The following is a 17,107-nucleotide window of genomic DNA, read 5'->3' as shown; positions in this document are numbered from 1 at the left end:
AAAAAATGAAATAACGTAGGTTAGGTTGAGGAACGAAACCCAACGGTTACAGGCATTTGTTGGGTTTCACTATCGTTCAACTCAACCTACAAAAATTCTTAACCGAGCAGTATTGAATCCTGAGTTATCTAATTTAAATTTTGAATTTCTTGAAAAGAGAGGCTTCTGCATGGAATTACTACATCAACCAGGGCAAATTATCGCTGAACGTTATCGCATTATCAATACTTTAGGTCAGGGTGGTATTGGCATTACCTATCAAGCAGAAGATATCCAAAATCATCAGCAGGTGGCACTTAAAGCTTTAGCACTTCGTCGCATGACAGAGTGGAAAGTTCTAGAATTATTTGAACGAGAAGCGAAAATTCTGGCTCAACTTAATCATCCTGCTATCCCTCAATATATAGATTACTTTCAGGTAGATGCAGAAAGCGATCGCGGTTTCTATATTGCCCAACAACTTGCTCCTGGAAAATCCCTTGCTTTTTTAGTAGAAAATGGCTGGAAACCTCATGAAATTGAAGTCAAACGTTTAGCTATTCAAATCTTAGAAATTCTTGTTTATCTCCACAATCTAACACCACCTGTTATTCATCGGGATATCAAACCGCAAAATGTCATCTTACAAGAGAATGGGCAAATTTTTTTAGTGGATTTTGGTGCAGTTCAAGATACTTATCAAAATACCGTTACTGGAGGTAGTACAGTAGTTGGAACTTATGGTTATATGGCTCCAGAACAATTTCGGGGGCAAGCAGTATTATCTACTGATTTATATGGTTTAGGAACAACGCTGCTTTTTCTGTTAACTCAAAAATCTCCGGCTGATTTACCACAACGAAAACTAAAAACTGATTTTCGTCCTCATGTCAGTATTTCTCAAGATTTTGCTGACTGGTTAGAAAAGATGTTAGAACCAATTATAGAAGACCGATTTCCTAGCGTAAATGCAGCTTTATCAGTATTGCGTGGTGAGCAAGCAATTAACAATTTCTTTTCGCAAAAACCCCGCCGACCAAAAAATACTATTATCAGTTTGACTGAAACTGAGCAAAATCTAGTTATAGAAATTCCCCCTGTTTGGTTAGCTACACCTCACAGCAAACTATTTGCCCTAATACCTATAACTTGGAACGGTTTCTTGTTGTTATTGTTGTGGATAATTTCTGCGTCTAATTCTTCACTCAGTTTTTCTGGAATTTTATTCTTGAGTGTGTTTGCAATTATTGGGATTTGGATAATATGTATTTTCTTATTCAGTGCAGCATTTCGCACGCAAATAGAGATTAATCATCAGCATTTTCAATTAAAGCGATGGTTCCTGTTAGGTTATCACCAGCAAATGCAAGCTAATAGATCAGATATTACTGAGATCAAGCGCAATCCTATTGGTCTAAAAATGAATAAACAACCAATTACGGTTTGTTTACTCAGGATCAAGTTACATAAACATCGCTTTGGTACATTTTTAATGGAGTCAGAAAAAGAATGGTTAATAGGAGAAATTAGCAATTTTCTCGCACATTCTGTGGGTTAATTTAGATAGAGTCTGTTATTAATATTAGACCGTTGCTAGTTTTTCAGTTCATAATTCCCAGTCCCTTTAACCGTGAACGTATTAGATTTAAAAATTCAATCCTTGACTTCTGAGCATTTAAGTGGATTGCTTGAACTCGATCATGCTTGTTTTGATGGTTTATGGACAATGGATGGCTATCGCAGAGAGTTAGAAAGTCCTAATAGTCATTTTTTGGGTTTATTTTCCCCATTTTCTCATTCTGAACTGCTGGGAATGGGTTGTTTTTGGTCAATTTTAGAGGAAGCACATATTACGATTTTAGCGATTCATCCTCAATATCACCGTCAAGGGTTGGGACAGGCTTTATTATATTCTTTACTCAAGACAGCGAGCGATCGCGGTTTGGAGCGAGCAACCCTCGAAGTCCGAGCTTCCAACGAAGGCGCAATTTCGCTGTATCAAAAATTTGGTTTCAAAACCGCTGGCAGAAGACCGCGCTATTACAAAGATAACGACGAAGATGCGCTGATTCTTTGGCTTTCTGACCTACAACAGCCAAAATTTCTCAAAACCTTGGCAGACTGGCATACCATAGTTAGCGATCGCCTCAGCCAATCCGATTGGTAATTGGTGGCAGAGGAGAGGACTTTTCCCCCTTGCACCCTGCACCCTGCTCCTTTTCCTCTTTCCAATCCCCCTAATGAGAAAAAATACAATTTTTATGCAACTAATTTTAATCAGAATTTTAAACTAAATTTATTCTTTTGATAATCTAATCTTATGAATCGGGCTAATTTATTGACAATATGACACCATATATGATATTTATTTTTGTTTGGGATTGGATCAACAAAATCCCAATATTAGCGGTTTATTGTTGGCCATTAGTGCCGAAAACGCCGAAAAAATCAACCTCCTCAGTACACTAGCTACACAAAAAGTAATACAAAGTTAGCAATTAACTCATCACCATGTCCAATGGCAGTTGGATGTCTAAAATCTTTATACAGACATCCAAACTTTTAGCCTGTGCTAAAATCAGCGTACCGGCACGACGCAGGTGATGGGAAAAATGCTATGTTTGAACGCTTCACAGAAAAAGCCATTAAGGTAATCATGCTGGCCCAAGAAGAGGCCCGCCGTTTAGGTCACAATTTTGTTGGAACCGAACAAATCCTCCTGGGTTTGATAGGTGAAGGCACAGGAGTGGCCGCCAAGGTGCTGAAATCGATGGGAGTTAATCTCAAAGATGCCCGAATTGAAGTTGAAAAAATTATAGGTCGGGGATCTGGCTTTGTAGCCGTGGAAATTCCGTTTACGCCACGGGCAAAGCGAGTTCTAGAACTATCCTTGGAAGAAGCACGCCAACTGGGGCATAACTACATAGGCACCGAGCATCTGCTGTTGGGCCTCATCCGCGAAGGGGAAGGTGTAGCAGCCAGGGTGCTAGAAAACCTCGGTGTAGATTTATCTAAGGTGAGAACTCAGGTAATCCGAATGCTGGGAGAAACTGCCGAAGTTTCACCAGGAGGAGGTCCATCTGGTCGCACAAAAACCCCGACTTTGGATGAATTTGGCTCCAACCTGACCCAAATGGCCACAGACAATAAACTTGATCCTGTGGTGGGACGTGCTAAAGAAATTGAGCGCGTAATTCAAATTTTGGGTCGCCGGACTAAAAATAATCCAGTGCTGATTGGTGAACCAGGGGTTGGTAAGACAGCGATCGCTGAAGGTTTGGCAAGTCGCATTGCTAACAAAGATGTCCCCGACATCCTGGAAGATAAGCGTGTAGTCACTCTCGATATTGGTTTACTCGTAGCAGGAACCAAGTACCGGGGTGAATTTGAAGAACGCCTAAAAAAAATCATGGATGAAATCCGCTCTGCGGGTAATGTCATCCTGGTAATTGACGAAGTTCACACCTTAATTGGTGCAGGTGCGGCTGAAGGGGCGATTGATGCGGCAAATATCCTCAAACCAGCTTTGGCTAGAGGTGAATTGCAGTGTATCGGCGCAACAACTTTAGATGAATACCGCAAGCACATTGAACGGGATGCGGCGTTAGAAAGACGCTTCCAACCTGTGATGGTGGGTGAGCCGTCAGTTGCAGAAACCATTGAAATCTTATTTGGACTGCGGGAACGCTACGAGCAACACCATAAGCTGAAGATATCCGATGAGGCATTGGAAGCAGCAGCGAAGTTGTCTGACCGTTATATTAGCGATCGCTTCCTGCCAGATAAAGCTATCGACTTGGTTGATGAAGCCGGTTCACGGGTGCGCTTGATTAACTCCCAACTGCCACCAGCAGCGAAGGAATTAGACAAGGAACTGCGACAAATCTTAAAAGAAAAAGATGACGCAGTGCGTTCTCAGGACTTTGACAGAGCCGGGGAATTGCGCGATCGGGAAATGGAGATCAAAGCCGAAATCCGCGCGATCGCTCAAAGCAAAACCAACGCTACCGGTGGTGATGGTCTAGAACCTGTTGTTACAGAAGAAGACATCGCCCACATCGTCGCTTCCTGGACAGGAGTACCGGTGAACAAACTCACCGAATCCGAATCCGAGAAACTGCTGCACATGGAAGACACCTTACACCAGCGCCTCATCGGTCAAGATGACGCTGTGAAGGCTGTTTCCCGCGCTATTCGTCGCGCTCGTGTTGGTTTGAAAAATCCAAATCGACCGATCGCTAGTTTTGTCTTCTCCGGTCCAACTGGGGTAGGTAAAACTGAATTAGCGAAATCCTTGGCTTCATACTTCTTCGGTTCTGAAGAAGCAATGATTCGCTTGGATATGTCCGAATACATGGAGCGTCACACCGTCAGCAAACTGATTGGTTCACCTCCGGGTTATGTCGGCTACAACGAAGGTGGTCAGCTAACAGAAGCTGTCCGTCGTCGTCCTTACACCGTGGTGCTGTTTGACGAAATCGAAAAAGCACACCCCGATGTGTTCAATATGCTATTGCAAATTTTGGAAGATGGTCGGTTAACCGACGCGAAAGGACGCACGGTGGACTTTAAGAACACCTTGCTGATTTTGACTTCCAACATTGGTTCTAAGGTAATTGAAAAAGGTGGTAGCGGTATCGGCTTTGAATTCTCTGAAGATGCGACTGAGACACAATACAACAGAATTCGCTCTTTGGTGAACGAGGAACTGAAACAATACTTCCGTCCTGAGTTCTTAAACCGGTTAGATGAAATCATCGTCTTCCGTCAGTTGAATAAGGCTGAAGTTACCCAAATCGCCGAAATCATGCTTAAGGAAGTGTTTGGTCGGTTGACGGATAAGGGCATTGTCTTAGAAGTCACAGACCGCTTCAAAGATCGCTTGATAACTGAGGGTTACAGCCCCAGCTACGGTGCAAGGCCATTACGTCGGGCAATTATGCGCTTGTTAGAAGATAGCCTAGCGGAAGAAATTCTGTCTGGACGCATCAAAGATGGCGATACTGCTCTTGTTGACGTTGATGAAAATGGCGTTGTTCAAGTTAGTTCTCAAAAAACACGGGAGTTATTACCCCAAGGTGTTGAGTTGTAATTAGGATTATTTAATTGTTTGTTAATTGAACGGTGGAGAATTTCGGTTCTCTGCCGTTTTTTTATTTTTTTCTCACGCAGAGGCGCAGAGTCGCTGAGAGGAGAAGGAGTGATATATTCGTTATTATGAGTGTTGTTGAGGAGTATATATTATTCCTACATCTGAGCAAAAAACACAGTTATTTCTTCTGTGTTGTTGGTTAACTCAATTATATTTACCCATAAACCTTGTTCGATTTGATAAACGTACAGGTAATGTGTTTATTCTCGCGGGTGAAGAGAATATGATAAAAATATATCCTAATGCTAAATGGAGGTATGTGGTATGCCTCAGCCTAACTTCCAAGGTATGAGTACAAAAGAATTACGTGCTTATGTTTTATCTCATCGAGATGACGAAGAGGCATTCTATGTTTATGTAGATAAATTGAATGCTGAAGGCAAATTCGGTGGAAATGCCACCATCAGAATCTGTTGATGATTTGATGAATTATCCTGAGTTTTTGCAGCGTCTTAGTAATGGTAAAAGATTAATTGAAAGTGAAGAATAACTGGGAATTTATAGAAGTATGGATTGATCCAATGTTATCTCCTCCATACATTCTGTTATTACTTTGCAACAGTAAAGGAAATTATCAAATTTATGATCCAAAACAGAGTGATAAGGTTGTATTTTCTAGTAATAGTTATGAAGCTGCTAAGTTATTATTGGAAGATGAATATGAACAGGTTGAAGGTAGGCTTTTAGCTGAAGAATTGGTCTAAGTTAGTAGATTTCTTATTTCGAGCAAAGAAGAGCGAGAAAGTGATATAGTTTTCTCAATGAGTTATAAAGTTTATTAAATGGAATTTACTCTTTTTTACGAAGGAATTTTAAAATCTGGCAATAAAGCAGATGCAAAATACAAACATCGGATCAGACAATATTTTCACAAACAGTTAAAAGTTCTATGGTCTGAACCACCATTAAAAGATTTAAAAGATTATCAACTTTTAGAAACTACTCCAGCAGGCTATAAAAAAGAGTTCTCCTTTGAGCATAAATTTGGTAATTTTCAATTTGTTCCTTTAATTCGTGAGAATTTAGACCTGATTGCAGAAATTGATATTATACTTTTAACTTCAGAACCTTTAGGTGGTATAGTAAACAACTCTGGTGATATTGATAATCGGCTCAAAACATTGTTTGATGGTCTACGCTGTCCTTCAAAGCCAGATGAAATTAAAGAAATACAACCTGAGCCTGATGAAAAACCGTTTTACTGTTTACTAGAAGATGATAAACTAATCACAAAAGTATCAGTTACCACAAAACGGTTACTTGATAGTGATATAGGAAAAAATGAGGTAAGACTAATCTTATCAATAGTTGTCAAGTCAACAAAAGATTATAAAATATTTAAACATTACCCTTAAAAACTATTAAAAATAAACTTAATTCGTAGGTTAGGTTCAAAGAATTTAAACCAAGATAAACTGATTTTTATTGTTTGCTTTTGTTTCTAAAACTAACCTACCTACTAAGCATAACTCCGATCTTCATATTATTGATAATAATGTTGACAAAATCAAGATGAATGGACTGCAATAGAAAGCGTAGATTCTATGGAGTTCCCCTCATTGCTTATAAATTGACAGCAAGTTGTGACCCTAGAGTAAAATATAGCACGAATTTCATTTTTAAGTATCAAAAAAGTACCTCTACTGTGGTTCTAAGTCAGTCTGACTGGATTGCAAACCTCCCTATGAAGGCAGGAGGTTGAAATTTTTAAAACTTAATAAAATTTTAGGTTAGGTAGTGTGATCGCTCTTAGTTCATGGTGAGAAAAGTGCGTTAGCGTAGCTTACCGAAGGTATCGCATAATTAACTCAAAGACTTGATATCATAAATAGTAAAAAGCCATTCAAATACTTCAACCATGACAGAATTACTACAACGTGCTATTGCAGAAATTGAAAAATTATCAGCAGAAGAACAAAATGTGATCGCTACTCGTCTTCTGGATGAACTACCAAATCATGCCATATCTCAGATGAGCTTTGATATCAAAGCTTCTCTTGTTAAGAAATTATTAGGATATGATAACCTGCCAGTCAATATGGCACAGACACAGATAAAAGACCTCAACTTAGACAACATCCGAACAGCTTCTAGAGAGTACCTTTCTGAAGTTTTGTTAGCGATTGCTGATAGATTTAGAAATTTCTAAGATACAAGATTAAGGTTTGCTGTTAGTGGGGGTGCTGTGATCGCTCTTATTTAGATGATAGTGGAGGGTGTGCGATAGCGAAGCCCTCTGTAGGAATCGCTTTTTGTCACCATCACAGCAGATACAAAAGCTGTGAGAGCCGCTTCTGCTCAAGGTGTGGATTTTAAGGTATATATTCATCCACCTTTTCCTTTAACTGGTAATTAATCATGCAAATCTCTATTTCACCACATCTACAAAGTACATATAAATTAATTCAAAGTGCTTTCCCCACGGGAATAGAATCACAATCTTATTTACCGCTTTTAGCATTACTAAGTGAAGAAATGTCAGATAGAAATTTAGCTGAAGTTATAGCTTACTATAGTGGTAAAGATTATAGTGTTGTCCTCAATGATGTATATCGGGTACAGTCAATTGATATACCCACACCAGAAGCCATTGCTCATTTAAAAGAAAGATTACTTATGTGTGGTTATGAACATTGGCTTGAGGAAGGATAAACTGTACTGCTAATCAATTACAATAAATATATAATCACGAAAAAGGATTAACAAAATGCAAGCCATTCTCTTAAGCAGCGAAGAAGTCGCAAAACGTGCCAAAGAATTATATGACAATAGCATTCGTCAACAGGTAGAAACCGATGAAAACATCGGTAAAATGGTAATTATTGATATAGAAACAGGTGAGTATGCAATTGATAAAATAGGCATAGAATCAGCGCATTATTTAAGGAATAAAAACCCATTAGCTAGACTTTATGGACTTCGTATTGGCTACAAAGTTGCTGTTTCTTTCTGTGGTGATATGGAGCGTGATTATCGGTGATAAATGGTATTATCAAAAACGGGCGTGCAACTGTCAATGTCATATTTCGTTTGCCAAATAAACCAGATTTTACTATTGAATTTGTAATTGATACAGGGTTTACAGGCGATCTTAGTTTACCATCAGCAGCAGTCGCTTTAATCAATTTACCTTTTCTATATGAATTACCTGCAAATCTAGCTAATAATAGTTGGGTAGATATGCCAATACATGAAGCTGTGATTATCTGGAATGGAGAGGAAAGAGTAGTTAATGTTTTAGCTACAGGAAGACTGCCATTATTAGGAACTGCTTTACTTGATGGTTATGAGTTATCTATCCAATTTACAGAAGGTGGTTTAGTAGCAATTGAAGAATTATAGTTGAATATAACAGCACTATGTTAGGTTTTTAAATTCCTGAATTAAGTGGTAGAGAATTAATTTTCCCCTACCATTTTTCATGTATGTTGAATGCGGTCTTTGCTTTCCTGTCAAGGTGAATTTTGACTATTTCTCCACAACAGCTAATTTTAAAGGATACAAAGGCTCAGATCCATTTAATTGCCAAATCCTAAATACCAATACAGAAGCTACAGTTAGCCACACACAAGAAAAAGATAAAATCATTCCCGCTAAAGGAACAGTTTGCCAATAAATTGCTGTCACAACTATAGCAGATAACCAAGGTCCTAAAATAACTACAGGAACAGCCGCACCTAGTCTCCTTTCTACAGTAAAAATTGTATTCCAAGTATCCCCTAAAGCCAGATGTACGACAAACAGAATTAAAGGCAATACTAAAAATTGGTGATTCATTTGCTGCCAAACTAACACAGAAGAAATTACCCGCAAAACTGCAATTATCATCCAAACTATGGGAAATGCTAAAGGTGGAGGAGACCATCTTGGTCTAATTACCTGGTCATAAGTTGTCCGAGAACGGGTATTATCTAAAAGCGAAAAAATTCGGGAACGGATACTTAATAAAGCAAAAAATAATCCAGTCAATAAAGTGCTAATCCAACTGGGAAAATAAGAATTATTATCAATTAATATTACTAATTTTTCCATTCCCAGCAATGCAATAATCATCACCGCTATTTGGAGGATAGTTCCTAGTTTATAAACTAAAACTGCCTTGATATCTAGTTCTTGTGTAGTAGCTACTGATGTATTTGGAAACTGTTGTTGATTCCCAGTTTTTACCCCCATCACTGTATTGACAAACTGTTCAAGTATTCCCACGTTATTGGATTGATTCATAATTAAGAAGTTGCAAGTAGCTTGTAGTTAGTAATAATAATTTTATTATATTACATTTTTCTTCAGAATCAGTTGATTTAATTTTCATTGATCCTCTCTATAACATTGGTAAAAAATTTGGCAATTTCTATGATAAATGGGAATCGCAATAAGCATATATAAATTGGTCATATCAATGGCTTGATGAGTGTATTCGTATTCTCAAACCCAATGGCACAATTTATGTAATGACAAGTACACAAGCAATGCCTTATTTTGATATTTATTTGAGAAAAAATTAACTATTCTCAGTCGGATAATATGGCATTGTATAGTTCTGGAGTTCAAGCTAAAAAATATTTTGCTTCAATGTATGAACCTATTCTTCATTGTGTTAAAGATAAAAATAACTATATTTTAGGACTTACGCACTCAGCCAAGTTGAGAACGGTAGAATAGGCATTTCAACTTCTGGAGAGATTCTTCGCTGCGCTCAGAATGACAGTTTTCCGTTTCAGTGCGTGAGTTCTGTATTTTTAATTCAGATAATATCAAGGTTGAAGCAAAAACAGGCGCACAACGTCAATTAATTGATTATAGAAAATCAGGTTTTACTCCATATAATACAGAAAAAGTTCCTGGTAATGCTTGGTATTTTCCCCGTGTGAGATATCTCATGGAAGAATATGAAAATCATCCTTCACAAAAACCAGAATCGTTACTAGTAAAGAATTATTTTAGCCAGTAGTAATGAAGGAAGTTTAATACTTGATCCCTTTGCTGGAACTTTTACAACTGCTGCTGTCGCTAAACGTTTAGGTAGAAAATCTATTAGTATTGAATTGCAAGAGGTCTAATATCTAAAAATTGGGTTGAGACGGGTTTTAAAAATGCAAGAATACAACGGAGAGACACTTTTACCACTAGAGAAAAACCATAATGTTAACAACAAAAATGGTACAAAAATAGATTTTGATTTTATCTAAAACAGTATTTTTGATGCCAATACTACAAATCTGAGGATTGGGTTTTGTTCGTCAATTATGCGCTCATACAGGAATAAAATCCTTTTTGTGTATGGCTTGATCAAGAAATTTCAGACTTTATTTACTTGCAATTTGCCGTATACAGCGGATTTCGCTGTCAGGAGGTACATACCTAGCGGGCAAGACTTCGACAGGCTCAGTCCGAGGATGCCCGCACCACAAGAGTTTCATTATTCAAGTTTGTATCTCATTTAAATGAAATCCGCTGTATCTTTTATTTTAACCAATTCCTAGCTATTTCTTAACTTTAATGACATAGGGTTAGACTCGTTAGTTGCAAATTAATAATAGTTACGAAGTTAATCGTCATCAGGTATGCAGCTTAGTTTTGCACACTCAATTTTGTGACTTTATGTAGCACTCTCGATGCGGAGTCATATTATTTGCAATTAATGTCGTTTTACTGGCAAGAAACATGACATTTATACTCCAGATTCTCCACGCTGCTGACCAAGAAGCAGGTATTCCAGCATTAGATGATGCACCTCGATTTAGTGCTGTTCTCAATGCACTGAAAAATGAGGATAAGGACAATGATGGGATTGTAGATTATGCCAACACAGTTATTCTTTCCTCTGGAGATGCTTATATTCCTAGCTTGTTTTTGACTGCTGGAGCGGACGCTTCTTTAACTCCACTGTTGGGAAAAGCAGGTACAGGTCGTGCAGATATTATTATTCAAAACGAATTGGGTTTTCAAGCGATCGCATTCGGAAACCACGAATTTGACTTTGGGACTGCTTTTATCAAGTCTTTACTAGCACCAGATGAAGCTTATCCAGGTGCAAACTTCCCATACTTGAGTTCTAATTTAGATTTCAGCACCGATAGTAATTTAGCTTCCTTAGTAACTGCTGACGGACAAGAAGCCAGCACCATTGCTAACAAAATTGCCAAAAGTACAGTAATTACCGTTAATGGTGAAAAGATTGGTGTTGTCGGTGCTACCACACCTATATTAAGAAGTATTTCTGCTCCTGGAGATGTGGGAATCTTACCAGTAGACCCAACCGCTATTGCTGCTCTAGCTGCGGAAATTCAAATATCCGTAGATGCCTTAAAGGAAACAGGTATCAATAAAATCATCTTGTTAGCTCATATGCAACAAATTAGCATTGAGCAACAATTAGCAGGTCTGCTCACCGACGTAGATGTGATTATAGCCGGTGGTTCCAATACTCGCTTAACTGACGACACAGACCGTTTGCGCGATGGGGATACAAAACAAGGAAATTATCCCATTCTCACCAAATCCGCAACTGATGAAAACGTTGCCATTATCAATACCGACGGTAACTATAAATATGTTGGTCGCTTAGTAGTAGAATTTGATGAAGACGGGAAAATAATTCCTGAAAGCATTAACCCCAACATTAGCGGAGCCTATGCTACCGATGCTCAGGGAGTTGCCGATCTCAACGCTCAGGATTTAGTAGATCCAGAAATTAAAGCCATTACCGATGCTCTCAGAGAAGTAATTCTAGAGCTAGATAGTAACGTTTTTGGGATTACTGAAGTTTTCCTAAATGGCGATCGCGCAGATGTGCGGACTCAAGAAACCAATTTAGGTAACTTGACTGCCGATGCTAACCTCAACTATATCAAAACCCTTGATCCAACAACGGTTGTTTCTCTGAAAAATGGTGGTGGTATCCGCAACAATATTGGCCGCATAGATACTCCCCCCGGAGCAACCGCAACAGTTAAACTACCCCCTCAAGGAAATCCCTTATCTGGAAAACCAGATGGTGGTATTTCCCAACCAGATTTGCAAAATGCTCTGAGTTTCAATAATGCACTGAGTCTAATTACAGTAACTGCTGAACAATTAAAGCAGATTCTAGAACATGGTGTAGCAGCAACAGCACCGGGAGCAACTCCTGGTCAATTTCCGCAGGTTGGTGGTGTATCTTTCAGCTTTGATCCTACCAAACCCGCAGGTGAACGGATTCAAAATGCGGCAATTCTGCATGAAAATGGGACTATTCGGGATATCTTAGTTCAAGATGGTCAGATCCAAGGTGATCAAAACCGTGGTATTCGTATTGTCACTCTGACTTTCTTGGCTGACGGTGGTGATAATTATCCCTTCGCAAGTTTTGTTGCAGCTAATCCCACATTTGCCAATCGGCTAGATTTAACTGGAGAGACAACAGCCGATAGCAACCTCAATGGTGTGATAGATTCACCTATTGATCCTGTCTTATTTGACCCAGACCAAGCAGAATTTGCCGCATCTGGAACCGAGCAAGATGCCTTTGCAGAATATCTAGCAGCCAACTTTAATACTACGCCTTTTAGTTTTGCCGATGTCGCTCCTGACCAAGATTTGAGAATTCAAAATCTTTCCCAGCGCAGTGATACTGTATTAGCGAGTTTCCCAAATATCCAAATTACCGAGTATATGTATTCTGGTAATAACGGGGAATTCATCGAATTTACCAACCTGGGTACTAATGCAGTCGATTTGACAGGTTGGAGTTTTGATGACGATTCTCGCACTCCTGGAACAGTTTCTCTGAGTGCTTTTGGAACTGTGCAGCCTGGAGAATCATTCATTTTGACAGAAACGGCTGAAGCCGCTTTCCGTGCAGCCTGGGGAATATCTAACTCAGTTAAAATTATTGGTGGATTAACAACTAATCTGGGACGTGCTGATGAAATCAACCTGTTCAACGACAGCAACCTACTAATCGATCGCTTGACTTATGGTGATGAAACCTTCACTAACACCATTCGCACTCAAAATATCAGCGGTTGGACACCAGTAGACAATCTCAATCCCACGGAAATTAATTCTGAATGGCTGTTTTCTGCTGCCAATGATGCTCAAAATTCCTTTACTTCCAGCGGTGGGGATATTGGTAATCCAGGTGTTTACAATACTAGCTCCACACTAACGGCTGGTGTCATCATTGTTCAATCTGAGGGTAGCACCAATATTACCGAAGGTGGAACAACGGATAGTTATACCGTCGCCTTAAAAACTCAACCAACAGTAGAGGTGACAATCAATATTCATGTTGATGGTCAAATCACAACCAGTGCGACTGCTTTAACCTTTACTCCTGAGAATTGGGATGTTGCTCAAGCTGTAACCGTGACAGCGGTAGATGATAGTGTGTTTGAAGGTTCTCACACAGGAGCGATCGCTCATACTGCCAACAGTGAAGACCCCAACTATAATGACATTGGTATTTCCAGCGTTACCGCCAATATTACAGACAACGATTTACCGAACAGCACTACCTTCACTCTACAAATTACTGAATATCTGTACTCTGGTGGCAACGGTGAATTTATTGAATTTACAAATGTTAGCAGCAATCCAGTAGACATGACAGGCTGGAGTTTTACTGACAGTTCTCGCACTTCTGGAGAGTTTTCGCTCAGTGGTTTTGGAACTGTACAGCCTGGAGAATCAGTCATTTTAACAGAAGCCGTTGCCGCAGAATTTCGTACAGCTTGGGGATTAGCTGATACAGTCAAAATTATTGGTGGATCAACACCAGGATTGGGACGCGCTGACGAAATTAATCTGTTTGATCATCATAACCAGCTTGTCGATCGCTTGACTTATGGTGATGAAACCTTCACTGGAACTATTCGCACCCAAAACGTCAGCGGTTGGACAGAAGTAGCCAATCTCGCTGCCACTGATATTACTACCGACTGGAAACTTTCTACTGTCGGTGATGCTCAAAATTCCTTGACTTCTATTGGTGGGGATATTGGCAATCCAGGTGTTTACAATACTAGCAACGCACCAGCATCTGGTGTGATCATCACCCAATCTGAGGGTAGCACCAATATTGCCGAAGGCGGAGTCACAGATACTTATACCGTCGTGCTGAATACTCAACCTTCAGCGAATGTGACAATTAACATTAACCCAGATTCTCAAGCTACAACCAGCGCCAGTACCCTCACTTTCACGCCGGCTAACTGGAATGTGACACAGACGGTTACAGTCACAGCCGTGGATGATGAAATTGTAGAGTCAAATCACTCTAGCTTGATTCAACATACTGTCAATAGTGAAGATAGCAGCTATAACAGCATTAACATTGCCACAGTTAACACCAATATTGCCGATAATGATTTTGGGGTGCTGAAGAAAATTGGTGGTTTTAGTGGAGATGGAGCAGAAATTACAGCTTATGATCCTGTATCTCAACGATTATTTGTGGTAGATGGTTCAGCATCTATTCAAATACTTGATTTTAGTGATCCTACCAACCTGACAAAAATTTCAGCAATTGATCTTTCTGCCTATGGTAGTAGTGCTAATAGTGTGGCAGTCAAAAATGGGATAGTAGCGATCGCTGTCGAAGCCGCTAATGCCAATAACCCCGGTAATGTCGTTTTCTATGACACTGTGGGGACATTCATTCAAGCTGTCACCGTTGGCGTATTACCAGACATGATCGCCTTCAGTCCCGATGGTACAAAAGTTCTGACAGCTAATGAAGGACAACCTACTAATATTAGCGATCCTGTAGGTTCTGTCAGCATCATAGATATTTCCCTAGGTGCTGCCAATGCTACCGTATCCACAGCCACTTTCACCAGCTTTGATGGTCAAGAGGAGACGCTGAGAAATCAAGGTGTTCGCATTTTCCCCAACAAGAAATTTTCAGAAGATGCAGAACCAGAATATATTACCTTCTCGCAAAATGGAACTGAAGCTTGGGTAACACTGCAAGAAAATAATGCCATTGCTGTTGTCGATGTAGCCACAGCCACAGTTACCAAAATTATCCCCCTAGGCTTAGTTGACCACAGTTTACCAGGAAACGAATTAGATGCCAGCGATCGCGATGGTACGATTAACATTCAAAACTGGCCTGTATTTGGAATGTTCATGCCCGATGCGATCTCATCCTACACCGCTAATGGTCGCACCTACTATGTTACCGCCAACGAAGGAGATACCCGCGATGAAGACGCAAGGGTAAGTTCCTTAAATCTAGATCCAACCATCTTTCCTAATGCAGCTACACTCAAACAAGATGCTAACTTAGGGCGGTTAACAGTGTCTGAAATTGATGGAGACACCGACGGAGATGGAGACTACGATCAGATATTCGTCTATGGAACTCGTTCTTTTACCATTTGGGATGATCAAGGAAATCGGGTATACGACAGTGGTTCAGCCTTTGAAAAAATTATCGCCCAACAAGTTCCTAGCATCTTCAACGCCAACGGTGAAGAACCAGAAGCAGGTTTTGACAACCGCAGCGATAACAAAGGCCCAGAACCAGAAGGTGTGACTATTGCTGTAGTTAGCGATCGCACCTATGCCTTCATCGGTTTAGAACGAGTTGGTGGAGTCATGATTTATGATGTCACCAACCCCGAAAATCCCCAATTTATAGAATATTCCCCCGCTCAACCCGGTGATTTTGCTCCTGAAGGGCTAGTATTTATTCGATCTGAAGATAGCCCTAATGGTAAAAACTTGTTAGTTGTGTCCAATGAAGTCAGCAAAACTGTCACCGTCTATGAGTTAAACCTGCCAACAACAGAACTTTCCACAGTAGAAATTAAATTTGGCTCTACTACCAGCGATAACATTACCCTTCAGCCAAATCAAAATAGTCAAATCCTATTCACAGGAGATGGTGCAGACACCGTAGAATCTACGGAAAATAACACTATTCTCACTGGAGATGGTGATGATATAGTCTTTACGGGTAGCGATTCCTCCGTATTTACAGGAGAGGGAAATGATATTGTTTTTGTTGGTCAAAACGGTGGTGCGGAAAATACCAGTGTTGATGGTGGATCAGGTAATGACCAAATCACTGTATTAGAAGCCAGTGGTAGTAACAATCTCTTTGGTTCCGCAGGTGAAGATAGCCTCAAAGTAGTACAGGGTTCAGGTCAATTCCTGTTTGGTGGTTCTGGTAACGATACCCTCATCAGTGAAGGCAGTAATAACCGATTCTACGGTGGTTCTGGTAATGACATCCTCTTCTCCAGCATCAATGATTTTCTATCTGGTGGTGATGGAGATGATGTCCTATTTGCAGGTGAAAAAGGTGGCAATCGTCTCACAGGTGGTAATGGTGCTGACCACTTTTGGATTGCTAATGCCAGTCTGCCTACTAGCAAAAACTTTGTTACCGACTTCACCGCTGGCACAGATACAATTGGTGTTGGTGGAATTGGTGCTACCCAATTTAATCAACTAACACTAATACAACAAGATCATGATGTATTAGTAAAATTTGACAACACTGAATTGGCAACTTTGATAGGAGTGACAACTACTCTCACCGCCAATAGTTTTACCTTCTCTGTCTAAACTTAGGGACTTCCAAATAAAAAAATCCCCAATTTGTAGTTAGCGCAGCGTAACCCACCATTATCCCTAAATTTATGATGGGTTACGGACTAACGTCCTATAGCCTGCGTGGCCTAACCATACCCACCCTACGATTTTTGGTTAATTAATTTTTTGGTGTTCCCTTAAAGAAAGAACAGGAAGTTTCAGATGGAGATTTATACTTCATCTGAAATATACCACTCTTGCGAATAAGGAATAGAAAATAGGAAAAATCAAAACCTGTAGGGGCTGGGTTTCCCCGCCCTCGCTTGTATTGCATCCGACCGGGAACCGCTATAAGGAATCAACCAGACTTTAAATTTAATTTGTTATGAATATAGGCTTTGCAGAGTTTATTTCCCTACTCCTAACAGCAGTTAGTTTGTTGGGTTTGCC

General features: G+C 39.8%; 17 protein-coding genes. 16 read left to right on the top strand and 1 reads right to left on the bottom strand.

The genetic code is table 11. The features are described 5' to 3' along the window. Positions 1 to 169: 169 nt before the first annotated feature. From ACSQ6I_RS13145 to ACSQ6I_RS13090, 12 genes are all read left to right on the top strand, one after another. The gene (locus tag ACSQ6I_RS13145) at positions 170 to 1,537 is read left to right on the top strand and encodes a serine/threonine protein kinase (RefSeq protein ID WP_438890760.1); all 1,368 of its coding nucleotides are present in this window, start codon (positions 170 to 172) and stop codon (positions 1,535 to 1,537) included. A 72-nt stretch (positions 1,538 to 1,609) separates the two neighbouring features. Beyond that, entirely contained in the window at positions 1,610 to 2,146 is a 537-nt protein-coding gene (rimI, locus tag ACSQ6I_RS13140; RefSeq protein ID WP_438890759.1) for a ribosomal protein S18-alanine N-acetyltransferase, read from the top strand. Between the two features lie 450 nt (positions 2,147 to 2,596). After that, positions 2,597 to 5,071, top strand: coding sequence for an ATP-dependent Clp protease ATP-binding subunit (locus tag ACSQ6I_RS13135; protein WP_438890758.1), 2,475 nt, complete (start codon positions 2,597 to 2,599; stop codon positions 5,069 to 5,071). A 148-nt stretch (positions 5,072 to 5,219) separates the two neighbouring features. After that, entirely contained in the window at positions 5,220 to 5,423 is a 204-nt protein-coding gene (locus tag ACSQ6I_RS13130) for a DUF6888 family protein (RefSeq protein ID WP_438890858.1), read from the top strand. Further along, on the top strand, positions 5,396 to 5,548 hold the full coding sequence (locus ACSQ6I_RS13125; protein WP_438890757.1) for a DUF6887 family protein: 153 nt from the start codon (positions 5,396 to 5,398) through the stop codon (positions 5,546 to 5,548). Before ACSQ6I_RS13130 ends, ACSQ6I_RS13125 begins: the two co-directional genes overlap by 28 nt. A gap of 104 nt (positions 5,549 to 5,652) precedes the next feature. Then, positions 5,653 to 5,835, top strand: coding sequence for a hypothetical protein (locus tag ACSQ6I_RS13120; RefSeq protein ID WP_438890857.1), 183 nt, complete (start codon positions 5,653 to 5,655; stop codon positions 5,833 to 5,835). Positions 5,836 to 5,913: 78 nt separating this feature from the next. Further along, positions 5,914 to 6,486 carry a hypothetical protein gene (locus tag ACSQ6I_RS13115; RefSeq protein ID WP_438890756.1) on the top strand — a complete coding sequence of 191 codons (573 nt, stop codon included), beginning with the start codon at positions 5,914 to 5,916 and terminating at the stop codon, positions 6,484 to 6,486. A 503-nt stretch (positions 6,487 to 6,989) separates the two neighbouring features. Next, positions 6,990 to 7,280 (top strand): hypothetical protein, encoded by a 291-nt coding sequence (locus tag ACSQ6I_RS13110; protein WP_438890755.1) that lies wholly within the window; start codon positions 6,990 to 6,992, stop codon positions 7,278 to 7,280. Between the two features lie 111 nt (positions 7,281 to 7,391). Then, the gene (locus ACSQ6I_RS13105) at positions 7,392 to 7,487 is read left to right on the top strand and encodes a hypothetical protein (RefSeq protein ID WP_438890856.1); all 96 of its coding nucleotides are present in this window, start codon (positions 7,392 to 7,394) and stop codon (positions 7,485 to 7,487) included. Positions 7,488 to 7,489: 2 nt separating this feature from the next. Continuing rightward, entirely contained in the window at positions 7,490 to 7,783 is a 294-nt protein-coding gene (locus ACSQ6I_RS13100) for a DUF3349 domain-containing protein (RefSeq protein WP_438890754.1), read from the top strand. Positions 7,784 to 7,838: 55 nt separating this feature from the next. After that, positions 7,839 to 8,111, top strand: coding sequence for a hypothetical protein (locus ACSQ6I_RS13095; protein WP_438890753.1), 273 nt, complete (start codon positions 7,839 to 7,841; stop codon positions 8,109 to 8,111). Next, complete coding sequence (locus tag ACSQ6I_RS13090) at positions 8,108 to 8,473, top strand: clan AA aspartic protease (protein ID WP_438890752.1); 366 nt, start codon at positions 8,108 to 8,110, stop codon at positions 8,471 to 8,473. Before ACSQ6I_RS13095 ends, ACSQ6I_RS13090 begins: the two co-directional genes overlap by 4 nt. A 126-nt stretch (positions 8,474 to 8,599) precedes the next feature. Here ACSQ6I_RS13090 and ACSQ6I_RS13085 read toward each other — a convergent pair whose 3' ends face one another. Beyond that, positions 8,600 to 9,355: a TspO/MBR family protein gene (locus ACSQ6I_RS13085; RefSeq protein ID WP_438890751.1), complete on the bottom strand. Its 756-nt coding sequence runs from the start codon at positions 9,353 to 9,355 to the stop codon at positions 8,600 to 8,602. Positions 9,356 to 9,513: 158 nt separating this feature from the next. Between ACSQ6I_RS13085 and ACSQ6I_RS13080 the strand changes: the two genes are divergently transcribed. The 4 genes from ACSQ6I_RS13080 to ACSQ6I_RS13065 all read left to right on the top strand — a co-directional run bounded on the left by ACSQ6I_RS13080 (position 9,514) and on the right by ACSQ6I_RS13065 (position 16,690). Then, positions 9,514 to 9,636, top strand: coding sequence for a DNA methyltransferase (locus ACSQ6I_RS13080; protein WP_438890855.1), 123 nt, complete (start codon positions 9,514 to 9,516; stop codon positions 9,634 to 9,636). A 215-nt stretch (positions 9,637 to 9,851) separates the two neighbouring features. Beyond that, a complete protein-coding gene (locus ACSQ6I_RS13075; RefSeq protein ID WP_438890750.1) occupies positions 9,852 to 10,082 on the top strand; it encodes a hypothetical protein in 231 nt (76 codons plus the stop codon). Continuing rightward, a complete protein-coding gene (locus tag ACSQ6I_RS13070; RefSeq protein ID WP_438890854.1) occupies positions 10,066 to 10,191 on the top strand; it encodes a DNA methyltransferase in 126 nt (41 codons plus the stop codon). Before ACSQ6I_RS13075 ends, ACSQ6I_RS13070 begins: the two co-directional genes overlap by 17 nt. A gap of 604 nt (positions 10,192 to 10,795) precedes the next feature. Beyond that, the gene (locus ACSQ6I_RS13065; RefSeq protein WP_438890749.1) at positions 10,796 to 16,690 is read left to right on the top strand and encodes a choice-of-anchor I family protein; all 5,895 of its coding nucleotides are present in this window, start codon (positions 10,796 to 10,798) and stop codon (positions 16,688 to 16,690) included. Positions 16,691 to 17,107: the final 417 nt, after the last annotated feature.

This window comes from Anabaena sp. WFMT, assembly GCF_051781005.1.
Classification (GTDB): domain Bacteria; phylum Cyanobacteriota; class Cyanobacteriia; order Cyanobacteriales; family Nostocaceae; genus Anabaena.
This window is presented reverse-complemented; position numbering and strand designations above follow the sequence as displayed.